Here is a 22,998-nt window from a genome sequence, read left to right as displayed (position 1 = left end):
CCGATGCGGGCGGCGCGGGCGGCGCGGCCGGCGCATGCCGGTCGCCTGGCGCGATTGCGGTGCTCATGCGGAATTTCCCCCTCTGGTTTCCCCCGTCGCACGCGGGGTCCCCGCGGCACCCCTCGCGCCGCGCCCCCCACGCGGGTCCCACCCCTCTCGGGTGGACACGGGCGCAAGTCTAGGTCACGATGAGCGCGCACACAGGGGGAAGAAAATATCGAGGGGGATTTTTCACCGTGGAGACCGAACACGTTCTCCGGCTGTGCGTGCGCGTCCACACAGGCGGCTTCCACCGGGAGACCGACCTGAGCGTGCCCGTGAGCAGCTCCGTCGCCGACATCGCCGAGGAGGTCGCCTGGCTGGTCGGCGCGCCGCACCCGCAGACGCCGTGGCAGGCGACCACCGCCGCCGGCGCACCCGTGCCGCCCGAGGAGCCGCTGGGTGCGGTCGGCCCACCCGACGGCGGGGTGCTCGTGCTCGCACCCGGGCACCCGAGCCCGCGCCCGGTGCCGCGCGACGCCGCCGAGGCGCTTGCCGACGCCGCGCTGGCCGGCCGTGCGCATCCCGGCGGGTTGGCGCAGGCCACCGCCGCCACCGGCGTCGTGATGCTCGCCGTGCTCGTCGCCCACGCCGCCCCGGCGTGGCTGGTCGCGGCCGTGGCGGCCACCGCCTGCCTGCTGCTTCTGGCCTGGCGCCGCGAACTGACCGCGGCCGCCATGGCGCTGCCGCCGCTGTGCGGGCTCGCGGCGTCCGGCTGGGTGCTCGGCGGCACGGTGCCGGAGGACTCCTCCGGGTGGGCGGCCGCGCTCGGCGCGGGGCTGGCCGCCGCCGGGGTGGGGCTGGCCGCGGTGGCGGCCCTCCGCCCGCACCGCCCGGGTGCCGGCTGCCTGGCCGCTGGCGTGGTGGTGCTGCTCGTCTGCGCCTGCGCCACCGGCGCAGGCGTGCTCTCCGGGGCGACGGGGGCGGCGACGGTCGCCGTGGCCGTGGCGCTGATCTGCGGGTGGGCGGCGCCGGCGATCGCGCAGACGGCCGCGGGGCTCTCGGTGCCGCGCCTTCCCACCGCCGGCGAGGAGGTCACCCTCGCCGGAGTCGAGGTCCCGGACGCCGCGGCGCGCGCCGGGCGGGCCCGGCGGGTGCACGCCGGGGTGGTCTGCGGGGCCGCGGCGGTGGCCGTGGCGGCGCTGCCCTGGCTGGCCTGGACCACGCGCGGGAGCTCGCCGGCGTGGTTCGCGCTGGCCTTCACGCTGTGCGTGGCCGCCGCCTGCGGGCTGCACGCCCTGCGCCACGCCGACCCGGTCGCCCTCTGGGCGAACCTGGCCGTGGCCCTGGCCGGGCTTGTCGCCGCGGCCCCGGCGGCGACCGGGGTACCCGGGGCCGCGCCCGTGGCTCTCGGCATCACCGGTGCGGTCGCCGCCGCCGCGCTGACCGCGCCGCTGTGGGCGGGCAGACTCAGCGACCCGGAGCCGACGACCCTGGTGTGGTGGGAGCGCGCCGAGTCCACCGCGCTGGCGGCCGCGGTCCCGCTGGCCGCGCACCTGGCCGGCGTCTTCACCTGGCTGCGGGCTCTGGGATGAGGGCCCGGCTGCCCGCGGCCTGCGCCGCCGCCGGGATGCTCCTCGTCCTGTCCGCCCCACCCGTCCAACCGGCCGCGGTGGGCGCCGAACCCGACCGCGCCTGCGTGGTGGGCACCCCGCCGCGGGAACTCGCGGTGCCGCCGGTGGCCGACCGCGGCCACGGCCTGGCCACCGGGTCCGGGGTGATCGTCGCCGTCATCGACACCGGGGTCGCCGACCACCCGCGCCTCGGCGGGGTGGTGCCGGGCGCCGACCTGGTCACCCCGGACGCGCCGGACCCGCTGCGCGACTGCGACGGACACGGCACCGTCGTCGCAGGTGTCATCGCCGCCCGCCCCTCGGAGCAGGACGCGCTGGTCGGCATCGCCCCCGGCGCGCGGATCGTCAGCGTGCGCCAGTCCAGCGCGCACTACCGCTCCCCCGCCGGCCCCGGTGCCGCGGGGGCGCAGCGGGAGGGCTCGGGCACCCTCGGCGGGTTGGCCCGGGCGATCCACGAGGCCCTGGACCAGGGCGCGCGGGTGATCAACGCCTCCGTGGTCGCCTGCGTGGAGCCGAGGCGCGCGGCGGGCATGGACACCGGCAGCCTGGACGAGGCGCTCGCGCGGGCCGAGGCCGAGGGCGCCGTGGTGGTCGCCGCCGCCGGCAACGCCTCGGCGGACTGCCCGCCGGGTTCGGTGGTCTACCCCGGTCACGCCGAGACGGTGCTCACCGTCACCGCGCTGGCCGACGAGCACCGGTTGGCCGACTACTCGGTGGCCGCCGGGCCCGGCTCGCTGGCCGCCCCGGGGACCGTGGCCGTGGGGCTGGACCCGGGCGGGGCGGGCCTGGCCACCGGCGTGACCGACCCGGAGAGCGGCACCGCCCGCGGCTTCGAGGGCACCAGCTTCGCCGCGCCGGTGGTCAGCGGGTTGGCCGCCGCGCTCATCGAACGCCACCCCGAGGCCTCGCCGGCGCTGCTGCGCGCGCACCTGCGCCAGGCGGCCCAGCCGCCGCACGGGGCGGTCGACGCCCACCAGGTGCTCGGCCACCTGCACGTGCCGGAGAGCGCCCGCGCAGGCGGCGGTGCAGGAGGCGTCGACGCGGGCGCCGCAGGCGCCGGCGGGGGTGCGGGAACCGCCGACGGGGGCCGCGGGGCGTCGTCAAGCGGAGAAGACGGGGAACGCATCGCCGCACCCGTTCCCGCCGACACCTCGGTGACCGGGCGCGCGGCGGCCGTCGGTGTCGGGATCCTGGCGATCCTGGCGCTGTCCGGCCTGGTGGTGGGCCTGGCCGTGGGCGGGCGTCGGTAGGAGGTCCTGAAGCGGCGGGCCCTGAACGTGACCGGGCCTATCCGACGTTGATGATGTCCTGGCGGACCACGAAGGGCTTGTGGCCGGGCCGGGCGATGGTCACCTGGACCGACTGGGGCCCGAGCGCGTCCTCGGGCAGGTCGACCACGTAGGTCTTGCACGAGTTGTTCTCGAAGCCCTCCGAGGGGTCGGGCCGCGAGATGCTCACGCCCGCTTCGTCGAAGATCTCGTGCTTGAAGGAGCACCGCATGCCCTCGAGGTCCTTGCCGTCGGTCGTCTCGCCGCCGATGCTGACCCAAAGCCCGTCGGACCGCTTGGCACCCTCGTGCTGGAGGTAGGCGTTCATGTAGTCGTCGCTGAAGGTCACCGTCAGCCGCTTGAAGCCCTCGTCGTCGAGGTTGCTGAAGGTCGCCGAGACGTCCTCGGGCGGGCGGTCCGGGTCCGGGGCGTCGTCGGTGAGCCGGTAGGTGCCGTCGCCGTTGGCCAGCTTCTCGTTGGGGTCACCCGCCGCCTTCGTCGTGGTCGACGACGAGGTCGCGCTCGAGGTGCCCGCGGTGCTCGAGGCCGCCGGGCTTGACTGCGCGGGCGAGGTCTGCGGCCGGGTGGTCAACACCGGCGCGTCCGGCTCCGGGTCCCCGATCGTGCAGGCCCCGAGGGTCAGCGCGGCGGTGCCGAGGGCCGCGGCGAGGGTCATGCGGGCGGGACGGGACAGGGACACGGCGGACTCCTAGGGCGGTCAGGTCATCGGTGGTGCGCACCTCACTTTAAGGGTGCGCACCAGGAGGCGCCGGGACGAGGTCAGGCATTCCCGGCGAGCACGATCGGCTGGGCGATCACGAGCGGCTCGAAGCCGGACATCGCGACCGTGACGCGCAGCTGGGCCGGGCCCGTCTGCTCCGGAAGCGGGGCGGTCACCCACCCGTTGCAGGTCTGGCGGTGGACCGTGCCCGCCGACGGGATAGCCGCCCCGGCCGGGTCGCGGAACTCGAGGTCGACCGCGCAGTCGCGCTCGCCGAAGACCTCGCCGTTGACGTCCCGGCTGCTCAGGTAGACCGCGGCGGTGTCGGTGCCGGCCAGCGAGCGGGTCGGCCGACCCGCGCCCGGGGCGCCGTAGACGAGCATCGCGCGGTTGTCCGCCTGGTCGAGGCGGACGTCGAGGCGGTCGAAGCCGTGCTCGCGCGCCCCGGTGAAGCCCAGCGCCACCGGGGCGACCGCGCCACCCGGCGCGCGGGTGGTCGCGCGGAAGGAGCCGTCGGGGTTGCTCAGCTGCGCGGTGGCCTCCCGGCCGTCGTCGAAGACCCGCAGGCTCCCGTTGACGGCGGGACCGGGCGGAGTCGCGGTGGCCTCGGGGCCCGCCGTCGCCGCCGCACCGGCGGTTCCCGCACCGAACCCGGCCGTCTCCGCCGTGCTCCGCGCGGCGGACTCCGCCGCGGCGTCCCGGGCGGTGGCGGCGACGGTCCCCGGGGCGGGCTCCGGCTCAGGCCCGTAGACCGGCCCGTTCCCGGCACCGGCCTGACCGGCGCAGGACGCCGCACCCACGCCGAGCCCCAGCACGCAGACGGCGAGCGCCGCGCGGCGTCGGAAAGCGACGCTCACGCGGGCGAGTCGACGGCGGAGGGCGGCACGGGACATGGCGGTACTCCTGGGAGGTCGGGGCGACGCACGGCGGTCCGTGCGTCGCGGTACGGCCTCAACCTAGAAAGCCCGCGGGTCCCGCGGCCAGTGCTGCGGGGAGCGCTCCCTGCTCAGGGGCGCCACCACATGCGCTCGGGCACCCCGCAGCGCGAGCCGTTCTCGTCGAGCTTGACGCCGAGCACCTGGTGCAGCTGCACGACGTTGTGCTCGAAACCCCACTCGGAGCCGGCCATGTACATCCCCCACAGCTTCGCGGTGGGCAGCCCCACCAGGTCGACGGCGCGGTCCCAGTTGGCCTTGAGGTTCTCGCACCAGTCACGCAGCGTGCGCATGTAGTCGAAGCGCAGGTTCTCCTCGTGGAGCACCTCGAAGCCGTGGTCCTGCATCTTGCGCACCACGGTGCCGGAGCCGGTCAGCTCGCCGTCCGGGAAGATGTAGCGGTCGATGAACTCGCCCTTGCGGGTCTTGTGGTTGTCCGGGTAGGTGATGCAGTGGTTGAGCATCAGCCCGCCCGGGCGCAGCTTGCCGGAGAGGAACTCGAAGTAGTCCGCGTAGTTCTTCACGCCGACGTGCTCGAGCAGCCCGATGGAGCTGACGGCGTCGAAGTCGGACTCGGGCACGTCGCGGTAGTCCTGGTAGCGGATCTCGGCGAGGTCGCCCAGGCCGTCGGCCTCCACGGCGGCGCGGCCCCACTCGGCCTGCTCCTGGGAGAGCGTCACGGCGATGACGTGCACGCCCCGGCGCGCGGCGTAGCGGGCCATCCCGCCCCAGCCGCAGCCGATGTCGAGCAGGCGGTCGCCCTCCTTGAGGCGCAGCTTCTCGAAGACGAGGCGGTACTTGTTGATCTGCGCGTCGTCGAGGCCGGCGTCCTCGCTCGGGTAGTAGGCGCAGGTGTAGGTCATCGTGTCGCCGAGGAAGAGCTCGTAGAACTCGTTGCCCACGTCGTAGTGGGCGGAGATGACGTCCGCGTCGCGCTCCTTGGAGTGGCGCGACAGGCCCTGGCGCAGAGAACGCTCGAGGAAGGAGGAGCGCTCGACCTCGGGCAGCGGCTGGATCTGCAGCGCGCCCATCCTGCGCAGCTCGGCGTAGATCTTGAGCAGCTCGCCGGCCGAGGGCTTGCGGAACTGCCCGTAGAGGTCACGCAGGGTGTCGAAGATGCCGTAGGGGTGGGCCAGGTGCTCGCCCTCGACCTCCATGCCGCCGGTGACCCAGGCGCGGGCGAAGCCGACGTCGCCGGGGCTGGTCGCGATGTAGGACAGACCCTCCGGGCTGAGGATGCGCACCGTGTACTTCGCGTCGGCGGGGCCGGCGGTCGAACCGTCGAAGGCCTCCCATCGGAAGGGGTTCGGCGCCTCGACGAGCTTGTCGATGATCTCACCGACGGTCATCGTGGAGTCCTTCTCGGAGGAGGCGGTCATCGCGTTCACTATCCTTTCTCAACCGACTGACATGCCAGTCTAATCGTCTGCGACTAATTCGCCCGTTGAATCAGTGCACCGTTCGGCGGGTGCGCTCCGGCGGGGTGGAAGGGCGCCCGGCGCGAGCGGCGGCGCAGGCCGCGGCGCGGGACCCGGTGCCCGCGGCGCGGGCCCCGACGCGCAGCCCGGTGCCCGCTCAGGCGCCCTCGACGGTCTTCTCGTAGAGGCCGGGGAAGCGCCCGTCCGGGTCGAAGACGCCCTTGAGCCGGGCGGGAAGTTCGCCGCCGTAGAGCGCCTCGAACTGCTCGCGGGTGTAGAAGGCCTCCGAGTACAGCGACTTGTGCCCGCCGAGCTCGTGGACCTTCGCCTCGATCGCGCGGTTGAAGGCGCCCTCGCCGGCGTCCGGGCCCATCAGGTCGCCGGGCACCGCCGACCAGAAGCCGGCGTTGATCCAGGTGGTGCCGGGCTTGAGCGGGTAGAGCGGCCAGGGCGCGTCGGCTGCGGCGGTCAGCTCGCCGGTGCCGACCAGCTTCTCGGAGCCGGCGCGCAGCCGGATCGGGCACAGCCACATCGGCTGGATGTCGCAGGAGTCGAAGAACCAGCGCAGCCACTCGGCGAGCCGGTCGGTGGTCACCTCGACGTCCTGGACCACCCGCTCACGGTGCGGCTCGCCGGTGCGCGCCCGGGTCAGCCGGTGCTCGATGTCGAAGCGGCGGTCCAGGCCGACCAGCTTCCAGTAGAAGCTCGAGCGGCGCAGGCTGCGCGGCCACAGGCGGCGCACCGTCGGGTCCTGCGCGCCGAAGGCCCGCGAGCACCAGAACCAGTCGATGTCCCAGCGCCACAGGTAGTCGCGGAAGGCCAGCCGGTCGCGCAGCACACCCTCGGGGTGCTGGATGGAGCGGTAGTAGACCCGCTCGCGGGTGTAGTCGCTGACCGGCCCCTCCTCCTCGGAGGCGGTGCCGAGCACCAGGTAGAGCTCCTCCGGGGAGAAGACCACCGCGTCCAGGTAGTCGACGCGGACGCCCTCGTACTCGGCCGTCTCGGCGGCGGTGCCGAGCGCGGCGGCGAAGGTGTCGGGGTCGTGGAAGCGCACGTGGCGCAGCTCGACGGCGGCCGGGGCGTCCTCGAGCAGCACGCGCAGGCGCACCGCGTAGCCCAGCGAACCGTAGGAGTTGGGGAAGCCGCGGTAGAGGTCGACGTTGCGCTCCGGCGAGCAGGTGACGATCTCACCGGTGCCGGTGAGGATGTCCATCTCGGTGACCGACTCGTGGGGCAGCCCGTTGCGGAAGCAGGTCGACTCCACACCCATGCCGCTGACCGCCCCGCCGAGGGTGATGGTCTTCAGCTGCGGGACGACCATCGGCACCAGGCCGTGCGGCAAGGTGGCGTCGACGAGGTCCTCGTAGGTGCACATGCCCTGCACGTCGGCGGTCTTGGCCACCGGGTCGACGGCGATGACCCCGTGCAGCCCGGAGACGTCCAGGCCCGCGGCGTCGCCGGAGCGGCCGCGGAAGAGGTTCGAGGTCTTCTTCGCCAGCCGGGCGCGCTGGCCTGCGGGGATCGCGCGGAAACTCTCCGTGAGCTTGTCGACGCCGCGTTGGTGCGCCCACCAGCCCACAGGTTCCACGTTGACGGGGTCGACCCCGCGCCCGAGCGCAAGCGACTGAGTGGCCTTGGCCGCCAGCCCGACGGCCGCATCGCGAATACCCATGACCGCCACCCTAACTCCGGTTCCGGGCCGCGCGCCCGCGAAGAGTTCCGCGACGGCGCGCGCCGTGCGCGCCCGCCGTGGGTGCCGGCCGCGGGTGCCGGTCGCGCGCGTCCGGGAGCGCGGCTCAGGGGCGGGCCGGGGCGTCGACCTCGAGGGCGGCCTCGGCGGTGAGCGCCGCGCCCTCCGGCAGCAGGCGCAGCACCGGCCACCAGCCCGGGTGCGGCTCGGGCAGGCCGAGCACGGCGGCCGCCTCCGGGTCCGGCAACCGGTGGCGCACCCCGTTGTCGGAGATGACCTGCACACCGTGGCCGGTGTCGACGGCGAAGGCGCCCGCCCCGGGCCCGGCGAAGCGCTGCGCGGTGCCCTCCCCCGGGAGCTCCACGGCCGCGCCGTAGGGCCGCGCGGCGTGCAGGCTCAGCGCGGCGTCCGGCCCGCCGGTGCACACCTCCGCGTCCGTGGGGTCGGCCAGCTCGACCACACCGCCGCCCGCGCCGGACGCGCCGGCCGCGTCGAGGTCGACGGCGGTCAGCTCCGGCAGCTCCGGGGCGGCGGCGAGCACCTCCGTCGGCGGGCGCCACACCCGGGTGGCCTGGTCGACGCCGAGGGCGGCGCGCACCCGGTCTCCCTCGGGCGTGCCCTCCTCCGGCAGCGCCCGGCGGCCCTCCGCGGTGACCAACCAGTCACGCACGGTGCCGGAACGCGCGCCGTCCGCGCGCGGCCGGGCGATGAGCCCCGCGGCGTCGGCAAGCGGGCGCGGCACGGTGAGGGCCACGGTGACCGCACCGTCGGGGGCGACGCACGCGGCCCAGCGCGCCTCGGGTGACGGGGCCTCCTCGGCGACGGTGCCCGGCGCGCCCGGGATGCCGACCGGCCGGCCGAGCGGGCGGGCGGCGAGCGCGTCCGGGGAGGCCTCGGCGGGCTCCTCGGGGCCGCCGGCGATCAGGCGCGCGGAGGCGAGGTTGGCCACGGGGTGCACGGTGTCGTCGACGCGCACGAAGAGGGCGCCGGACTCGGCGCGCAGGACGGCGGCCTCGCCGGGGTCCGGGGCGGGGTCGACGACGGCGAGCAGGCCCGCCCCGGCGGCGACCAGGCCTGCGGCCGCCGCGCCGATCAGCCCGGCGCGTCGGCGTCGGGCCAGCGGGTCGTGGATCATGCGGATGTCGCCGAAGACGAGGCCGTGGCGCAGGCGGCGGGTGAGGAAGCGGTGGCCGGAGACCTGCGCGCGCGTCGTCGGTGCCGGTCCCGGCGCCGGCCCGCGCCCGGGTGCCCCGTCCGGTGCGCCGCCGGATGCGCCGCGCGCGGCTGAGTGGTCGTGCCTGTGCGACATGGTCCTCCCCCGTCGAACCCCGTTACTCCCCCTTGGCGGGCGGGCCCGGCGTGGCGCCGGGCCGTCTCGCCTCTGGCGCACACCCTAGCGCGGGGCCGGCGGCCGCGCCCGGTGAACGCGGTGTGTGGACGCACCCCGTGGTACGAGCCACGACGTGCGGGCCTCCGGGTACGCACCCCGGGGAACGGGCCCCGGAATACGCGCCCCGGGTTCAGGCGACGCTCACCGGGCGGTCTCGTCGCCGTCGCCTGCGGCGGCGACCCCGCCCGGGTGCGCGGGCGGGGCGGGCACCGTGCGCCTGGTGCGGGTGGTCTCGGCACGGGCGGCGAGTTCGTCGGGGGCCGGGTAGTCGACGCCGACGAGGCTGAGCCCGCAGGCCGGGGCGACCGGCACGGCGGAGCTGCGGGAGGTCTCGGCCAGCAGCGCGCGGGCGAACTCGGGCTCACGGCGGCCCTCCCCCACCGCCAGACAGCAGCCGACCAGCGAGCGCACCATCGACCAGCAGAAGGCGTCGGCGCTCACCCGGGCCTCGAAGAGCTGCGGTTCGGCCGGGGTGGACACGTCGTGCCAGGTGAAGGCCTGCAGCTCGCGCACGGTGGTGGCGTGCTCCTTGGGCCGGCAGAAGGCCGCGAAGTCGTTGAGGCCGATCAGCTGGGCGGCGGCCTCGTTGAGCCGGTCGAGCTCGACGGGCTTGGGCCACACGGCCGTGTCGCGCGCCCGGGTCGGCAGGGCCCCGGAGGGCGCGGTGGTCACGCGGTAGCGGTAGTGACGGCGCAGCGCGGAGAAACGGGCGTCGAAGCCGGCCGGGGCGAAGCTGCAGGCTCGCACGACGACGTCGGCCTCGAGCAGCTTGAGCAGCCGCGGCACCAGGCGGGCCGGGTCGCCGGCGATCGAGCGCTGCCCGAGCACGTCGGCCGGCACGTCGACGTGGGCGACCTGCCCGGAGGCGTGCACCCCGGCGTCGGTGCGCCCGGCGACGGTCAGGGTCACCGGCTCGCGGAAGATCAGCGAGAGCCGGTCGGTGATCTCGCTCTCCACCGTGCGGATCTGCGGGTCCTTCTGGCTGGCCCACCCGTGGAAGTCGGTGCCGTCGTAGGCGATGTCGAGGCGCAGCCGGACGTGTCCGGCGCTCTCCCCGTGGTCGGTGCTCCCCGTCTCCGGGCTCATCGGGTTCCGTGGCCTCTCTTTCCGCGTTCACGTCCGTACGCTGGGCTGAAACACGTCAACGGTACCAACCTACGCAGACGACCGCCGCGCCTCCCTCGACGGGTGACGCGGCGGTCGGGTTCAGGCGGGGCCTGGGATGTCGGCCTGAGGGCTTACTTGCCGGCCTTCGGGTCGGTGACGCCCTCGGTGTCGAACTGCTCCTTGCGGACGGTCTCGGAGACGGTCTCGGTGTCCTGGACCTGCTCCTTGTTCAGGGCGACCTTCTCGACCGGGACGGTGTCCTTGGAGACGTTCACGCGCTCCTCGTGGAGGGTGACCGAGGCCTCCTCCTCGCCGATGTTGCCGGTCAGGTTCTTGGCCTCCTCCTCGGAGATCGGGGTGCGCTCGACGCGGACCTCCTCGCGGGTGACCGGGACCTCGACCTGCTCGGTGTCCTCGACGACGTACTTGCGCAGGCGGGCCTCGCCGGAGGCGACGCGCTCCTTGCCCACGTTCAGGCGCTCCTCGGAGCGGATCATCTCGTCCTGGTTGCCGGCGGCCTGACGCTGGGCGTCGACGTCGGCGGCGGCACGACGGTCGGCGTCGACGTCGGCGGCGGCGCGACGCTGGGCGTCGACGTCAGCGTCGGCGTGGTGCTTGCCGTCGGCGGCGGCACCGGCGCCCGCGCCCGCGGCGGCGTAACCGGCCTTGTCGCCGGCGACCTCGCGCTCACCGGCGGCGGCCTCGCGGCGGTCGGAGCCCACGCCGGTGATGCCGGGGGCGTCCTGCACGCCGTAGTGGCGGTAGAGCTCGTCCTGCTGCTCCGAGGTGAGGTTGCGGTCGGAGTCCAGGTCCGGGGCGTCCTTGACGCGGTCCTTGGAGAAGGCCAGGTTCAGGGCGTCGCCCTCGAAGTTGGCGCCGCGCAGCGGCACCAGGCTGGAGCTCATGCCGAACAGGCCGTGGCCCACCTCGACGAAGGTCGGGGCACCGGTCTCGTCGTCGACGAAGATCTCCTTGATGTCGCCGAGCTTGTCGCCGGTGTTGTCGTAGGCGGTCGCCTCGAAGAGCTCCTTGAGCTCGCGCTCGTTGGCCATTTTTCGTTCCTTTCGCTCGGCGCCGTCGCGCGGCGCCCGGTCGATGATGCGTCTGAAAATGAGAGGTTGCGGGCGAACCCCGCTTCCTGCCCGACACGCTATGGACATCAACGCCGTACTGTCCGCCCCACGGCGGGCCGGAGGACGCCTCGAGACGCCGAAATTGAACGGAAATTGAACGGCCCGGTCCGATTTCGCGGACAAACGCGCCCCCGGGGCCAGCCCATTTATCACGCCGGGCGTATGCCTTGAGCCCCCGACACTCCACTACGGGCCGGGAAATGAAGATTTGGTAACACCTGAAACCAACTGCGGTGACGGACGTTCACCGGTCGTCCTACGTGTCACCCGGGCCCCGTCCCGATTTCCGACGCCCCGCCGCGCGGTCGGCGGTCCCCGCACCGCCGGCGCCCCCTCCCGCGGGCGCACCCGACGCCGTGTGCGCTGTGCCCGGACGTACCCGCGCCGCGCGGACGCGGCGCCCCTCCCCCGGACATGACGAAACCCCGCGCGGTGCACGCGCGGGGTTCGGGCGCCCGGTGGGCGCCGGCTCATACCGGGTCAGTCCGGTACGGGAGAACTACTTCTCCTCAGCCTCAGCGGCCTCGGTCTCCTCAGCCTCGGTGGCCTCGTCGGCCTTGTCCTCGGCGTCGGCCTCGGCGGCCTTCTCCTCCTCGGCCTTCTGCGAGGCGGCCACGCGGTTGGCGCGGGAGGCGTCCTTGCCGGCGACCTCCTCGAGGACCAGGGAGATCTGGGACATCGGCGCGTTGTCGCCGGTGCGGTTCTCCAGCTTGATGATGCGGGTGTAGCCACCCTCACGGCCCTGGAACTGCGGGGCGAGATCATCGAAGAGGTGCTTGACCACGGCCTTGTTGGTGACCTTGGCCAGGACCTCGCGGCGGTCGGCGAGCGTGCCGGCCTTGGCCTTGGTGATCAGCTTCTCGGCGTACGGGCGCAGGGCCTTGGCCTTGGCGTCCGTGGTCTTGATGGCGCCGTGCTCGAACAGCGACGAGGCGAGGTTCGCGAGAACCTTGCGCTGGTTGGTCGCCGATCCGCCGAGGCGGGCGCCCTTCTTCGGGGTAGGCATTGATTACTCCTCGTGTGAAAGTTGGTGAGCGGGCGTTCTACTCTTCGTCCTCGGCCTCGTCGTCCACGAATCCACCGGTCTCGGCGTCGTAGCCCTCCAGCTGCGTGGGGTCGAAGTCCTCCGGCGCGTCCTTGAGCGTGAGCCCAAGGCCGGCCAGCTTGATCTTGACCTCGTTGATCGACTTCTGCCCGAAGTTGCGGATGTCCAGCAGGTCCGACTCGGTGCACTCGGCGAGCTCACCGACGGTGTGGATCTCCTGGCGCTTCAGGCAGTTGTAGGACCGGACGGAGAAGTTCAGGTCCTCGATCGGCATGCTGTAGGCGGCCAGCGACTCGGACTCCTGCGGGGAGGGCCCGATCTCGATGCCCTCGGCCTGCTCGTTGAGCTCGCGGGCGAGCCCGAACAGCTCGACGAGGGTGCCGCCGGCGGACGCCATGGCGTCGCGGGCGGTGATGGAGTTCTTCGTCTCCACGTCGATGACCAGCTTGTCGAAGTCGGTGCGCTGCTCGACGCGGGTCGCCTCGACCTTGTAGCTGACCTTGAGCACCGGCGAGTAGATCTGGTCGACCGGGATACGGCCGATCTCGCCGGCGGTCTGGGCCGCCGGGACGTAGCCGCGGCCGCGCTCGACCACGAACTCGATGTCCAGGCTGCCCTGCTCGTTGAGCGAGGCGATGTGCAGGTCCGGGTTGTGGATCTCGACACCGGCCGGCGGCTCAATGTCGCCGGCGGTGACCTCGCCCGGGCCCTGCTTGCTCAGGTACATCACGACGGGCTCGTCGGAGTCCGAGGACAGCACCATGGACTTGATGTTCAGGATGACGTCCGAGACGTCCTCCTTGACACCGGCGATGGTGGTGAACTCGTGGAGCACACCCTCGATCTTGACGCTGGTCACCGCCGCGCCCGGGATGGACGACAGCAGGGTGCGACGCAGCGAGTTGCCGAGGGTGTAGCCGAAGCCGGGCTCCAGCGGCTCGATGACGAACCGGGAGCGCGACTCGTCGATGTACTCCTCGGTGAGGGACGGTCGCTGAGAAATGAGCATGATTCTCTCCTTTGGCGCCCGCTATATGACGCCGGTAGGTGGAAAGGTGGAGGACGGGACTCGGAGGATTACTTCGAGTAGAGCTCGACGATGAGCTGCTCCTGCAGCGGGATGTCGATCTGGGCGCGCTCGGGCAGCTGGTGCACGAGGATGCGCAGGGTGTCGGGGACGACCTGGAGCCAGGCCGGGACGACGGAGTCGTTCAGGTTCTCCTGGGCCTCCTCGAACCAGACCATCTTCTTGGAGCGGTCGCGCACGTCGATGATGTCGTACTGCGAGACCTGGAACGACGGAACGTTGGTGTTCTTGCCGTTCACGGTGAAGTGGCCGTGGGAGACCAGCTGGCGGGCCTGGCGGCGGGTGCGGGCCAGACCGGCGCGGTAGATGACGTTGTCGAGCCGGGACTCGAGCAGGATCAGCAGGTTGTCACCGGTCTTGCCGGGAAGGCGGTTGGCCTTCTCGTAGTAGCGGTGGAACTGCTTCTCCATGACGCCGTAGGTGAAGCGGGCCTTCTGCTTCTCCTGCAGCTGGAGGAGGTACTCGGACTCCTTGATGCGGGCGCGGCCGGCCTGACCCGGCGGGTAGGGGCGGCGCTCGAAGTAGCGGTCTCCGCCGACGAGGTCGACGCGGAGACGGCGGGACTTACGGGTTGCGGGACCGGTGTAACGGGCCATTTCTTCCTAACCTTTCCTTTCCCTTAGACGCGGCGACGCTTCGGCGGACGGCAGCCGTTGTGCGGCTGCGGGGTCACGTCGGAGATCGAGTTGACCTCGAGGCCGGAGGCCTGGAGGGAGCGGATGGCGGTCTCGCGGCCGGAGCCCGGCCCCTTGACGAACACGTCGACCTTCTTCATGCCGTGGTCCATCGCCTTGCGGGCGGCGTTCTCGGCGGCCATCTGCGCGGCGAACGGGGTGGACTTACGGGAGCCCTTGAACCCGACGTGGCCGGAGGAGGCCCAGGAGATCACGTCACCGTTCGGGCCCGTGATGGACACGATGGTGTTGTTGAAGGTGGACTTGATGTACGCGTGGCCTGCGGCCACGTTCTTCTTCGGAGTGCGGCGCCCGCTGCGGCGTGCGCCAGAGCGTGTCTTCGGAGGCATGTTTTACTTCTTCTTTCCGGCGATCGTCTTCTTCGGGCCCTTGCGGGTCCGGGCGTTGGTCTTGGTGCGCTGACCGTGCACGGGCAGACCGCGACGGTGGCGGCGACCCTGGTAGCTACCGATCTCGATCTTGCGACGGATGTCGGCCTGGACCTCGCGGCGCAGGTCACCCTCGACCTTCCAGGACGCCTCGATGACGTCGCGGAGGGCGGAGACCTGCTCGTCGGTCAGGTTGTCGGTGCGCAGATCGGGAGAGATGCCGGTCTCCTCGAGCAGCTTGGCGGCACGGGCGGGGCCGATGCCGTAGATGTAGGTGAGCGCGACCTCCATGCGCTTGTTGCGCGGGAGGTCGACGCCGGCTAGACGTGCCATGTGGCAGTACCTTTCCGGTTGTTACGGTGGTTTGCTCCTCTTCCGTCCACGCCAACCGGCGTCCCGTCCGGACCGTTACCCGGAGAGGTACGCCGTGGTGCGCGCGGCTCCAGCCACCGTGGCCGGAGGTGTGCAGCGCCCCGCGCCCGTCGTGCGGGAGCGGGGTACCTGGGAAAAGAGGAGGCGAAAATGTCCTACTTGTAGCGGTAGACGATGCGACCGCGGCTGAGGTCATAGGGCGACAGCTCGATGACCACGCGGTCCTCGGGGAGGATGCGGATGTAGTGCTGACGCATCTTTCCGCTGATGTGCGCGAGAACCTGGTGTCCGTTGTCCAGCTCGACCTTGAACATCGCGTTCGGCAGGGGCTCGATGACACGGCCCTCGACCTCGATGGCGCCTTCCTTAGCCATATCCTCCACATTCCCGGACGGCCCGTGGCCGCCCTCGTCGTTTGCACTGCAAGTCAGGCATGCGCGGATGCCGCACACGCCGTCGGGTTAGTTTACCGACGTACCAGGCAAAAGGCAAAAGCACCCCGGCCGTGGGACCGGGGTGCTTGACGACGCCGCGCACGGCGGCGTGGTGCGTCTAGTACACGTAGACCATGTCGCCGACCTGGAGCTGGTCGAAGTAGGTCACCGCGTCGTCGTGGTTGAGGTGGATGCAGCCGTGCGAGAGCAGGTTGACGTTGCCCTGGTGGAAGGCCACACCGTTGTTGGTGAAGTACACCGAGTACGGCATCGGGGCGTTGCCGAACTCGTGCGAGACCTCGTCCTTGACCTTGCGGTTGACGAAGTGGGTGCCCTTCGGGGTCGCCGTGGCCGGCGAGGGGGCGCCGGCGGACATCGGGACCGGGCCGTAGGAGACGCGGCCGCCGTCCTGCAGCCAGGTGCGGCCACCGTCGATGTCGATGCACGCGCGGGCCTGCGCCGGGCAGGGACCGGTGTCCACGCCGTCGTTCGCGGCGGGCGGGGCCGGACGGGCGGCGGCCTCGGCGGCGGCGACACGGGCGGCCTCCTCGGCGTTCTTCTGGGCGATCAGGCCGGGGAACAGGCCCTCGACGACCTGGTCGACGACCTGACGGGCCGGCTCCTGCATCTCGGGCGGCAGCGCGGCGGCCTGCTGGTGCAGCCACACGCGCGAGTCCCAGGCCTGCTCACGGGCCTGGTTGGCGAGGTCGTCGATCTGGGCCTGGAAGTCGGCGGGCAGCTCCAGGGCGGAGGAGCCGACCTGCGGGAGCTCGGAGGAACCGAGCTCGGGGAGGGTCTGGGCGTTGGCGTTCGCCGGGCCGGCCACGAGAGTCGCGGCGGCCGCGCCCCCGGCGAGCAGGGCGCCGAGGCGGCGACGGGCGCGCGACGGCTTGGCGTGACGGGGCTTGTAAGTCATGCGGCGAGTATAACGTCTCCCCTACTCAACCGCGCGCGCGACGCCCCACGGCCGCGTCGCCGCTCCCCCGGCGTCGCCGCGTCAGATTCCCGGCGGGATCCCCGCCGGCGGCCACGCCGGCGCCCACCCGCAGACGCCGAACCGCCCCACACCCGAGGGTGCGGGGCGGCGTCGGAAAGCGGGGCGGACCCGACGCGTCACTCGGCGCGCGGGGTCAGGATCCGCGGGCCGTCGGCCGTGGCGGCGACGGTGTGCTCCCAGTGGGCAGCGCGGGTGCCGTCGGCGGTGATGACGGTCCAGTCGTCGTCGAGGATCTCCGAGTCCCACGTGCCCAGGGTCAGCATGGGCTCGACGCACAGGGTGGTGCCGTCCTGGATGACCGGGCCGTGGCCGGCACGGCCCTCGTTGGCCAGGTACGGGTCCTCGTGCATCTCGTGGCCGATGCCGTGGCCGCCGAAGCCGTCGACGATGCCGAAGGCCAGGCCGTGACGCTCCTCGGCGGCGCGGGTGGCCACCTCGAGGGCGTGCGAGACGTCGGAGAGCCGGGCGCCAGGCACCATGGCGGCAACACCGGCGAGCATGACCTCCTCGCAGGCCTCGTTGAGCGCCTGGGAGTCCGCATCGAGATCGCCGACGCCGAAGCTGAAGGCCGAGTCGCCGACCCAGCCGTCGAGAGTGGCGCCGCAGTCGATGCTGACCAGGTCGCCCTCGACGAGCACGGTCTCCTCGTCCGGGATGCCGTGCACGATGACGTCGTTGACGGAGGCGCAGATGGAGCCCGGGAAGCCCTGGTAGCCCAGGAACGTCGGGTAGGCGCCCGCGTCACGGATGGTCTGCTCGGCGACCGCGTCGAGCTCCTTCGTGCTCACCCCGGGACGGGCCGCGGCGCGCACGGCGAGAAGAGCCTCGCCGACCACGCGGCCGGCGGCCTCCATCGCGTCGAGCTCGCCGGGGGTCTTCGCCGGGATTCGCTTACGCCGGAAGATCAACTTCGCTTAGCCCTCGACGTGCTCGTTGATGGCGGCCAGGGCGCGGGCGTTGATCTCCTCGATCTCGCCCTCGGCCTCGACGTTGATCAGCTCGCCCTCGTAGTGCTCGATCAGCGGAGCGGTCTCGTCGCGGTAGACCTGCAGACGGGTGCGGATGGTGTCCTCCGTGTCGTCGGCGCGGCCGCGGGCGAGCATGCGCTCGACCACGACGTCCTCGGAGACACGGAAGTTCAGCACGCCGTCGAGCTTGAGGCCCTTCTTGGCCAGCAGGTCGGTCAGGATCTCGGCCTGCTCGACCGTGCGCGGGAAGCCGTCGAGGAGGAAGCCGTCGGCGGCGTCCGCCTCGTCGAGGCGGGACTCGACCATGCGGGCGGTGACGTCGGTCGGCACGAGCTTGCCGGCGTCGATGTACTGCTTGGCCTCCACGCCCAGCGGGGTGCCCTCGCCGATGTTGGCGCGGAACAGGTCGCCGGTGGAGATGTGGGGGACGTTGAGCTTCTCGGAGAGAATGGCGGCCTGGGTGCCCTTGCCGGCACCGGGGGGCCCGAGGAGAACGAGTCTCATTTGAGGAGTCCTTCGTAGTTGGATTGCAGAAGCTGGCTCTCGATCTGCTTGACCGTGGTCAGGGCGACCGAGACGAGAATCAGGATGGCGGTGCCGCCGAAGGCGGTCATGCCGGATCCCTGCTGGCTGCCGACACCCAGGTCCAGGGCGATGTTCGGCAGCACGGCGATGATGCCCAGGTAGATCGAGCCCACGAACAGCAGGCGGTTCATCACGTAACCGAGGTACTGGGCCGTGGGACGCCCCGGACGGATGCCCGGGATGAAGCCACCGTACTTCTTCATGTTCTCCGCCTGATCGTTCGGGTCGTACTGGACGGAGACGTAGAAGTAGGAGAAGAAGATGATCAGCACGAAGTAGATCAGGATGTAGATCCACGACGAGGGCGTCATCAGGTGCGAGATGACGTTGCGCTGCCACCAGTTGTCCGGCGCGCCCGCCTGACCCGAGTTGATGATCTCGGTGATGAGCACCGGCATGTAGATCAGCGACGAGGCGAAGATGACCGGGATGACGCCGGCCTGGTTGACCTTCAGCGGCAGGTAGGTCGAGGAACCGCCGTACTGACGGCGGCCGACCATGCGCTTGGCGTACTGGACCGGGATGCGGCGCTGGCCCTGCTCGACGAAGACGACGCCGACGACGAGCACGATGACCGCGGCGACGACGATGCCGAAGACGAGGCCGCCGGAGTTGTTGAGCACGCTCATGCCGTCGTTGGGCAGGCGGGTGGCGATGCCGGCGAAGATCAGCAGCGACATGCCGTTGCCGATGCCCTTCTCCGTGATCAGCTCACCGAGCCACATCACGATGATCGCGCCGGCGGTCATGGTCACCACGAGCACGATGAGGTCCCAGAGGTTGCGGTCGGCGACGAGGACCTGGACACCCTGGCCGAGCAGCTGCTCGCGGTCCGCCAGGGCGACGATGCCCGCGGACTGCAGCAGCGCCAGCGCCACCGTGAGGTAGCGGGTGTACTGGGTCATCTTCGTCTGACCGGACTGCCCCTCCTTCTTCAGCTGCTCGAAGTGGGGGATGACCACGGTCAGCAGCTGCACGATAATGGAGGCCGTGATGTAGGGCATGATGCCGATCGCGAAGACCGACAGCTGCAGCAGCGCCCCACCGGAGAACAGGTTGATGAGCGAGTAGACGCCCGACTGTTCATCGGTGAGCTCGCGGAGTCGTCCGGCGATGGACTGGTAGTCCACTCCCGGGGACGGGATCTGCGCGCCGACGCGATAAAGGATGATCATCGCGAGGGTGAAGAGAATCTTCTTGCGCAGATCGGCGTCCCTGAATGCCTGGATGATGGCGGACACGAACCCTCCTGGCTTCCCGCCGGCTGAGCCTTGCGCTCGCCCCGGTTCGGGAGCGGGCACAAAAAATAGCCGCTCAGCTGCGGAAAGTGTTCTCATGGCCCCGCCGCTTACCAGGCGTGCGGGACTGGTGGACACAATTGACTCTCCTACCCTACCAGCAGGACCACGTTCGACCACCAAACCCGGGAGGGTTTAAGCATCATCGGGTGCGCGCGCAGGCGCATTGGGTTAACATTAGGTTAACCCCCGGTTAAAGGAGAGATCACCGTGTCGGACAACGACCTTGCCCCCGAGCACTTCGACAACGTGCGCCGCGATCTGCACCGCCGCTTCGGCCACCGGATCGACGCCGAGACCGTCGACCGCGTCCTCGACGAGGCCATCGCCGCCTCCTCGGACGCCACGGTCTCCACCTTCCTGCCCACCCTCGTCGACCGCGAGGCCTCCGACCGCCTCAGCGAGATGCTCACCGCCGACGACCCCGAAGCCGCCTGCCGCCAGGAGATCGTCTACGTCTCCCGCCGCAACGCCGGCCGCACCCAGCTGGCCGCCTCCATCACCCGCGCGCTCGCCGACGAGGAGGTCGCCGTGCGCGAGATCGGTCTCGAGCCCGCCGACGGCATCAACCCGCACGTGACACCCGTCCTCGAGGAGAAGGGCCTGCCCACGGACGTCCTCGAGCAGATCCACCTGGTGCCGCGCACCGTGCACCGCGCCGACGTCGTGGTGCTCATGGGCGTCGACGTCGACGAGATCCCGGACGTGCCCGGCGACCGCTACGTCCACTGGGACGTGCAGAACCCCGACGGACGCTCGCTCGAGGACGTGCGCGCCACCCGCGACCACCTGCTCGAGCTGATCCCGGGCCTGCTCGCCGAGATGGGCGTGCGCACCACCGCCACCGTCGCGTAAGACGCCGCTCACGCCGACGCGCCGTTGTGCCGCTCACGCCGACGCGCCGCTGCGCCGCTGACGCGACGCAACCCCAGGCGAAAACGCCGACGCCGCACCCCGCGGCGTCGGCAATCTCTTTCCCCGTACTCCCCCGACGCAGAAGAAGGACCCCGCCGGTCGCAGTCGAGCGACCGACGGGGTCCTTTTCTCTTACCTCCGCGGCGCCCGCGCGAGGCGCGGGGCCGGGACGAGGCGCCTTAGTTCTCCGTCTTGACGGAGCCGCCGGCGGCCTCGATCTTCTCCTTGGCGGAGCCGGAGAACTTGGCGGCGGTGACGTTCAGGGCGACGTCGATGTCGCCCTGGCCGAGCACCTTGACCGGCGCCTTCGGGCGCACGAGGCCCTTGGCGGCGATCTCGGCGGCGGTGACGTCGCCACCCTCCGGGAAGGCCTTGGCCAGGTCGCCGACGTTGACCACCTGGTAGTAGACCTTGTTCGGGTTGCGGAAGCCCTTCAGCTTCGGCAGGCGCATGTGGATGGGCATCTGGCCACCCTCGAAGCCCGCCGGAACGTTCTTCCGGGCGCCGGTGCCCTTGGTGCCGCGGCCGGCGGTCTTGCCCTTGGAGGCCTCACCGCGGCCCTTGCGGGTCTTGGGCTTGTTCGCGCCCTTGGCCGGGCGCAGATCGTGGAGCTTGATGATGTCGCTCATGGTTTACCTACTCCCCTGCCACTTCTTCGACGGCGACGAGGTGGCGCACCTTCTGGATCATGCCGCGCGTGGCTCCGTTGTCCGGCTGGACGACGGTGTGGTGCGGGCGCTTCAGGCCGAGGGCCTCCAGGTTGGCGCGCTGGGTCGGGTTGAGCCCGACCCGGCCGCGGGTCTGCGTGATCTTCAGAGCCATGGTTTAGGCCTCCTGTCCAGCGCGAGCGCGCAGCATACGGGCCGGGGCGACCTCTTCCAGGGACTTGCCGCGGCGGGCCGCGACCTCCTCCGGACGGACGAGGGCCTTCAGGCCCGCGACGGTGGCGCGGACCACGTTGATGGCGTTGCCCGAGCCCAGGGACTTGGACAGCACGTCCTGCACACCGGCGCACTCGAGCACCGGGCGGGCGGCGCCACCGGCGATGACACCGGTACCGGGGGCGGCGGGCTTCAGCATGACGCGGCCCGCGGAGTCCTCACCGATGACCGGGTGGGTGATGGTGCCGGCGACCATGGGCACGCGGAAGAAGTTCTTGCGAGCCTCCTCGGCACCCTTCTGGATGGCGGCAGGCACCTCCTTGGCCTTGCCGTAGCCGACACCGACCATGCCCTGGCCGTCGCCCACGATGACGAGGGCGGTGAAGCTGAAGCGACGGCCGCCCTTGACCACCTTGGACACGCGGTTGATGGTGACGACGCGCTCGATGTACTTGTCGCGCTCGTCCTGCTGGCGGCGGTTGTTGCGGCCGCCGCGGCGGTCGCGGCGCTCGCCGCGCTGCTCGTTGTTCTTCTTGTTCTCGTCGGCGGAGCGTCCGCCGTCACGCCGTTCACGTCCCGGCATTACGCGATCCTTCCGTAGATGTTCGTCTTGGCTGCGGTCATCAGAACTTCAACCCACCTTCGCGGGCGGCGTCGGCCAGAGCGGCGACGCGGCCGTGGTACTGGTAGCCGGCGCGGTCGAAGACGACGCGCTCGACACCGACCTCCTTGGCGCGGGCGGCGAGCAGCTCGCCGACCTTGGCGGCCTTGGCCTTCTTGTCGCCCTCCAGGCTGCGCAGCTCCGCCTCGGTGGTGGAGGCCGCGGCCAGGGTGTGGCCGACGGTGTCGTCGATGATCTGGGCGTGCATGTGGCGCGAGGAACGGTGGACGACGAGACGCGGGGCCTCGGCGGTGCCGCGCAGGTTGCGACGCACGCGGGCGTGACGCCGGCTGCGGGCCAGACGACGACGCGTCGAGATGTCCTTGCCCACCGGGACGCGCTTCTTGCTGTTCTCTGCGGTGTTGCTCATCTTTACTTACCCGTCTTTCCGACCTTGCGGCGGACCTGCTCGCCCTCGTAGCGGATGCCCTTGCCCTTGTAGGGGTCGTGGCGGCGCAGACGACGGATGTTGGCGGCGAGCTGGCCGACCTGCTGCTTGTCAATGCCAGTGATCGAGAACTTCGTGGTGCCGTCGACGGCGAAGGTGATGCCCTCGGGCGCCTCGATGGTGATCGTGTGGGAGTAGCCCAGGGAGAACTCGAGGTCCTTGCCCTTGGCGACGACGCGGTAGCCCACGCCGTAGATCTCCATGTTGATCGTGTAGCCCTCGGTGACACCGACCACGCAGTTGTTGATCAGCGAACGGGACAGGCCGTGCAGGGCACGGTTCTTGCGGTCGTCGTCGGGACGGGCGACCTTGATCTGGTCGTCCTCGACGGCGGCGGTGATGGGCGCAGGCAGCTCGACGTGCAGGGCACCCTTGGGGCCCTTCACGTTGACGTCCTGGCCGTCGATGTTGATCTCGACACCGCTCGGGATGGTGATCGGGGCGTTACCGACACGCGACATTAGTTAATCACCCTTCCCTTACCAGACGTAGGCGAGGACTTCCCCGCCCACACCCTTCTCGTTGGCCTGTCGATCGGTCATGAGGCCGTGGGACGTGGAGATGATGGCCACGCCCAGGCCGCCCAGGACCTTCGGCAGTTCGGTGGACTTGGCGTAGACGCGCAGGCCCGGCTTCGACACGCGGCGCAGGCCGGCGATCGAGGCCTCGCGCTGCGGGCCGTACTTGAGGTCGAGCGACAGGGTCTTGCCGACCCGGGCGTCCTCGACGGAGTAGTCGGCGATGTAGCCCTCCTGCTTGAGGATCTCGGCGATGTTCACCTTGATCTTGGAGGACGGCATCGACACGCGCTCGTGGTGCGCGCCGGAGGCGTTGCGCACACGCGAGAGCATGTCGGCAATAGGATCAGTCATGGTCATGGATGTGACCGTTGCCTTTCTCGTTGCGGTTCCTGAGGATGCCCCACCGAATGCGTTCTCCGGGTGCTGTCTCGGGCCACTTGTGCCGGTC

26 protein-coding genes are annotated in these 22,998 nt (G+C 71.5%); 3 read left to right on the top strand and 23 right to left on the bottom strand.

Features of this window, described 5'->3' with window-relative positions; genetic code table 11:
* Window positions 1–236: 236 nt before the first annotated feature.
* Both eccD and CFRA_RS02215 read left to right on the top strand, forming a co-directional pair.
* Window positions 237–1,574 (top strand): type VII secretion integral membrane protein EccD, encoded by a 1,338-nt coding sequence (eccD, locus tag CFRA_RS02220; RefSeq protein ID WP_075663267.1) that lies wholly within the window; start codon window positions 237–239, stop codon window positions 1,572–1,574.
* Between the two features lie 77 nt (window positions 1,575–1,651).
* The gene (locus tag CFRA_RS02215) at window positions 1,652–2,863 is read left to right on the top strand and encodes a S8 family serine peptidase (protein ID WP_075663266.1); all 1,212 of its coding nucleotides are present in this window, start codon (window positions 1,652–1,654) and stop codon (window positions 2,861–2,863) included.
* 37 nt (window positions 2,864–2,900) lie between these two features.
* On the opposite strand, the gene CFRA_RS02210 is transcribed toward CFRA_RS02215, so the two are convergent.
* From CFRA_RS02210 to secY, 17 genes are all read right to left on the bottom strand, one after another.
* A complete protein-coding gene (locus tag CFRA_RS02210; RefSeq protein ID WP_156887939.1) occupies window positions 2,901–3,581 on the bottom strand; it encodes a hypothetical protein in 681 nt (226 codons plus the stop codon).
* An 80-nt stretch (window positions 3,582–3,661) separates the two neighbouring features.
* The gene (locus CFRA_RS11540) at window positions 3,662–4,459 is read right to left on the bottom strand and encodes a hypothetical protein (protein WP_156887938.1); all 798 of its coding nucleotides are present in this window, start codon (window positions 4,457–4,459) and stop codon (window positions 3,662–3,664) included.
* A gap of 149 nt (window positions 4,460–4,608) precedes the next feature.
* Entirely contained in the window at window positions 4,609–5,916 is a 1,308-nt protein-coding gene (locus CFRA_RS02200; protein WP_075663263.1) for an SAM-dependent methyltransferase, read from the bottom strand.
* A 196-nt stretch (window positions 5,917–6,112) separates the two neighbouring features.
* Entirely contained in the window at window positions 6,113–7,627 is a 1,515-nt protein-coding gene (locus CFRA_RS02195; protein ID WP_075664810.1) for an FAD-binding oxidoreductase, read from the bottom strand.
* Between the two features lie 124 nt (window positions 7,628–7,751).
* Complete coding sequence (gene eccB / locus CFRA_RS02190; RefSeq protein ID WP_083666779.1) at window positions 7,752–8,954, bottom strand: type VII secretion protein EccB; 1,203 nt, start codon at window positions 8,952–8,954, stop codon at window positions 7,752–7,754.
* A 222-nt stretch (window positions 8,955–9,176) separates the two neighbouring features.
* Window positions 9,177–10,121 (bottom strand): tRNA pseudouridine(38-40) synthase TruA, encoded by a 945-nt coding sequence (gene truA / locus CFRA_RS02185; RefSeq protein ID WP_075663262.1) that lies wholly within the window; start codon window positions 10,119–10,121, stop codon window positions 9,177–9,179.
* 152 nt (window positions 10,122–10,273) lie between these two features.
* A complete protein-coding gene (locus CFRA_RS02180; protein WP_075663261.1) occupies window positions 10,274–11,194 on the bottom strand; it encodes a PRC and DUF2382 domain-containing protein in 921 nt (306 codons plus the stop codon).
* 580 nt (window positions 11,195–11,774) lie between these two features.
* On the bottom strand, window positions 11,775–12,281 hold the full coding sequence (gene rplQ, locus CFRA_RS02175; RefSeq protein ID WP_075663260.1) for a 50S ribosomal protein L17: 507 nt from the start codon (window positions 12,279–12,281) through the stop codon (window positions 11,775–11,777).
* Window positions 12,282–12,318: 37 nt separating this feature from the next.
* On the bottom strand, window positions 12,319–13,329 hold the full coding sequence (locus tag CFRA_RS02170) for a DNA-directed RNA polymerase subunit alpha (RefSeq protein WP_075663259.1): 1,011 nt from the start codon (window positions 13,327–13,329) through the stop codon (window positions 12,319–12,321).
* 68 nt (window positions 13,330–13,397) lie between these two features.
* The gene (rpsD, locus tag CFRA_RS02165) at window positions 13,398–14,003 is read right to left on the bottom strand and encodes a 30S ribosomal protein S4 (protein WP_075663258.1); all 606 of its coding nucleotides are present in this window, start codon (window positions 14,001–14,003) and stop codon (window positions 13,398–13,400) included.
* 23 nt (window positions 14,004–14,026) lie between these two features.
* Window positions 14,027–14,431: a 30S ribosomal protein S11 gene (gene rpsK, locus CFRA_RS02160; protein ID WP_075663257.1), complete on the bottom strand. Its 405-nt coding sequence runs from the start codon at window positions 14,429–14,431 to the stop codon at window positions 14,027–14,029.
* Between the two features lie 3 nt (window positions 14,432–14,434).
* Window positions 14,435–14,803 (bottom strand): 30S ribosomal protein S13, encoded by a 369-nt coding sequence (gene rpsM, locus CFRA_RS02155; protein ID WP_075663256.1) that lies wholly within the window; start codon window positions 14,801–14,803, stop codon window positions 14,435–14,437.
* A gap of 194 nt (window positions 14,804–14,997) precedes the next feature.
* The gene (gene infA, locus CFRA_RS02150) at window positions 14,998–15,216 is read right to left on the bottom strand and encodes a translation initiation factor IF-1 (RefSeq protein WP_075663255.1); all 219 of its coding nucleotides are present in this window, start codon (window positions 15,214–15,216) and stop codon (window positions 14,998–15,000) included.
* Between the two features lie 178 nt (window positions 15,217–15,394).
* Window positions 15,395–16,192: a L,D-transpeptidase gene (locus CFRA_RS02145; RefSeq protein ID WP_075663254.1), complete on the bottom strand. Its 798-nt coding sequence runs from the start codon at window positions 16,190–16,192 to the stop codon at window positions 15,395–15,397.
* Between the two features lie 197 nt (window positions 16,193–16,389).
* Complete coding sequence (gene map, locus CFRA_RS02140; RefSeq protein WP_075663253.1) at window positions 16,390–17,181, bottom strand: type I methionyl aminopeptidase; 792 nt, start codon at window positions 17,179–17,181, stop codon at window positions 16,390–16,392.
* Between the two features lie 6 nt (window positions 17,182–17,187).
* Window positions 17,188–17,745 carry an adenylate kinase gene (locus CFRA_RS02135; RefSeq protein WP_075663252.1) on the bottom strand — a complete coding sequence of 186 codons (558 nt, stop codon included), beginning with the start codon at window positions 17,743–17,745 and terminating at the stop codon, window positions 17,188–17,190.
* Window positions 17,742–19,067, bottom strand: coding sequence for a preprotein translocase subunit SecY (gene secY, locus CFRA_RS02130; protein ID WP_075663251.1), 1,326 nt, complete (start codon window positions 19,065–19,067; stop codon window positions 17,742–17,744). Before secY ends, CFRA_RS02135 begins: the two co-directional genes overlap by 4 nt.
* Before the next feature lie 267 nt (window positions 19,068–19,334).
* Here secY and CFRA_RS02125 point away from each other — a divergent pair, with 267 nt between their 5' ends.
* The gene (locus CFRA_RS02125) at window positions 19,335–19,979 is read left to right on the top strand and encodes an arsenate-mycothiol transferase ArsC (RefSeq protein WP_075663250.1); all 645 of its coding nucleotides are present in this window, start codon (window positions 19,335–19,337) and stop codon (window positions 19,977–19,979) included.
* 239 nt (window positions 19,980–20,218) lie between these two features.
* Here CFRA_RS02125 and rplO read toward each other — a convergent pair whose 3' ends face one another.
* From rplO to rpsH, 6 genes are read right to left on the bottom strand one after another with little or no spacing between them, the layout of a single operon-like run.
* On the bottom strand, window positions 20,219–20,668 hold the full coding sequence (gene rplO / locus CFRA_RS02120; protein WP_075663249.1) for a 50S ribosomal protein L15: 450 nt from the start codon (window positions 20,666–20,668) through the stop codon (window positions 20,219–20,221).
* A 7-nt stretch (window positions 20,669–20,675) separates the two neighbouring features.
* Complete coding sequence (gene rpmD, locus CFRA_RS02115; protein WP_075663248.1) at window positions 20,676–20,861, bottom strand: 50S ribosomal protein L30; 186 nt, start codon at window positions 20,859–20,861, stop codon at window positions 20,676–20,678.
* A 3-nt stretch (window positions 20,862–20,864) separates the two neighbouring features.
* On the bottom strand, window positions 20,865–21,503 hold the full coding sequence (gene rpsE, locus CFRA_RS02110) for a 30S ribosomal protein S5 (protein WP_075663247.1): 639 nt from the start codon (window positions 21,501–21,503) through the stop codon (window positions 20,865–20,867).
* 40 nt (window positions 21,504–21,543) lie between these two features.
* Window positions 21,544–21,951: a 50S ribosomal protein L18 gene (gene rplR / locus CFRA_RS02105; protein WP_075663246.1), complete on the bottom strand. Its 408-nt coding sequence runs from the start codon at window positions 21,949–21,951 to the stop codon at window positions 21,544–21,546.
* Between the two features lie 2 nt (window positions 21,952–21,953).
* The gene (gene rplF, locus CFRA_RS02100; protein WP_075663245.1) at window positions 21,954–22,490 is read right to left on the bottom strand and encodes a 50S ribosomal protein L6; all 537 of its coding nucleotides are present in this window, start codon (window positions 22,488–22,490) and stop codon (window positions 21,954–21,956) included.
* 18 nt (window positions 22,491–22,508) lie between these two features.
* Window positions 22,509–22,907 (bottom strand): 30S ribosomal protein S8, encoded by a 399-nt coding sequence (rpsH, locus tag CFRA_RS02095; protein WP_075663244.1) that lies wholly within the window; start codon window positions 22,905–22,907, stop codon window positions 22,509–22,511.
* Window positions 22,908–22,998 lie beyond the last annotated feature (91 nt).

It is taken from the genome of Corynebacterium frankenforstense DSM 45800 (genome assembly GCF_001941485.1).
In the GTDB taxonomy this organism is placed as follows: domain Bacteria; phylum Actinomycetota; class Actinomycetes; order Mycobacteriales; family Mycobacteriaceae; genus Corynebacterium; species Corynebacterium frankenforstense.
This window is presented reverse-complemented; position numbering and strand designations above follow the sequence as displayed.